The following is a 1641-nucleotide window of genomic DNA, read 5'->3' as shown; positions in this document are numbered from 1 at the left end:
ACCGCCTACGTGGCGGCGCTCGAGGAGCGGGCCGCGCGTGCCGAGGAGGACCGACGGCGGGAGGCCGCGCAGGCCGCGGTCGACGAGCGCGGGCGGATCGCGCGCGAGATGCACGACGTCGTGGCCCACTCGCTCTCGGTGATCGTCAGCCAGGCCGAGGGAGGCCGACTCGCGGCGGTCAAGGACCCATCGGCCGCGGCCTTCGTGCTGCAGACCGTCTCCGACACGGGCCGCGAGGCCCTCACCGAGATGCGGGGGCTGCTCGGGCTGCTCCGGCACGGTGACGACGGTGCGGACCGAAGCGGTGGCGCACCACCCGAGCCGCAACCCACCTTGGCTGCGCTGCCCGAGCTGGTCACGCGGGTGCGCCAGTCCGGCACCCCGGTGACACTGCGGCACGAGGGGACGCCCGGTGAGCTGGGCCGCCAGGGTGAGCTCACGGCATACCGCGTCGTGCAGGAGTCACTGACCAACGTGGTCAAGCATGCGGGCCAGGGCGCGCGGGCGGAGGTCCGGTTCGCTTGGAAACCATACGGATTGGACATCGAGGTGCTCGACGACGGCGACGGGCCCGCGTCGGAGTCGCCGGGAGGTCGCGGCCTGCGCGGGATGCGGGAGCGGCTCGAGCTGCTCGGTGGCAGCCTCGAGACCGGGCGGGCGCTCCCCCGTGGGCACCGGGTTCGTGCCACCATTCCCCTGCCCGATCCGTCCCCGAGCGAGGCCATCCATGACTGAGGCACCGATCCGGGTCGCGCTGGTCGACGACCAGGAGCTCGTCCGCACGGGCATGCGGATGGTCGTCGACAGCCAGGATGACCTGCGGGTCGTGGGTGAGGCTGCCGACGGGCTGCAGGCGCTCGACCTGCTGCGGACGACCCGCGCCGACGTCGTGCTCATGGACGTGCGGATGCCGCGGCTGGACGGCGTCGAAGCGACCCGGCGGGTGCTGCGGGACCTGCCCGACCTGCGCGTCATCGTGCTGACCACCTTCGACCTCGACGAGTACGCGTTCGCTGCGCTGCAAGCCGGTGCCAGCGGGTTCCTGCTCAAGGACACGCCCGCCGAGAGGCTGATCGACGCCATCCGTACCGTGCACGCGGGCGAGGCGGTGATCGCTCCGTCCACCACCCGGCGGCTGATCGACCACGTGGCGAGCCGGCTCCCGACGGCCGGGCAGGAACCCGCGCAGCTTCAGCGGCTGACCGGGCGGGAGCGCGAGATATTGCTCGAGATCGCCACCGGTGCCTCCAACGCGGAGATCGCGGGCCGGCTCTTCTTGTCGGAGGCCACCATCAAGACCCACGTCGGGCGAGTGCTGCAGAAGCTGGGGCTTCGGGACCGGGTGCAGGCCGTGGTCCTCGCCTACGAGTGGGGTCTGGTGCAGCCCGGTCGCTGAAATCCTCGCGCGAGTCATCCTCGCGGCGTATGCCGTCGCGACCCGCGGGCGACGCGCCCGCACTCTCTCCCGAGACACGGTGGTGTCGCCGGCATCCGCACGGGGTGCCGGGAGAGGAAGAAGTGGACATGTCAACACGCACCGAACCGCTGATCGCGGCCACGCGGACCACCGGGCCCGCGGATCCCACTGGGCGGTCGGGGTCGCGCCCTGGCCGACTGGCGCGCTGGGCTCCCGCCGCGGCC

General features: G+C 72.8%; 2 protein-coding genes. Both read left to right on the top strand.

Going from position 1 to position 1641, the window contains the following annotated elements; genetic code table 11:
• The coding region (locus FRW57_RS21365; protein WP_238999531.1) for a sensor histidine kinase at window positions 1–735 on the top strand (735 nt) is incomplete at its 5' end.
• Window positions 728–1396 (top strand): response regulator transcription factor, encoded by a 669-nt coding sequence (locus tag FRW57_RS21360; protein ID WP_137123011.1) that lies wholly within the window; start codon window positions 728–730, stop codon window positions 1394–1396. The genes FRW57_RS21365 and FRW57_RS21360, both read left to right, overlap by 8 nt.
• Window positions 1397–1641 lie beyond the last annotated feature (245 nt).

The organism is Segeticoccus rhizosphaerae (assembly GCF_009192725.1).
GTDB lineage: Bacteria > Actinomycetota > Actinomycetes > Actinomycetales > Dermatophilaceae > Segeticoccus > Segeticoccus rhizosphaerae.
Note: the sequence above shows the minus strand (reverse complement) of the source record. Positions and strands in the feature narration are given on the sequence as shown.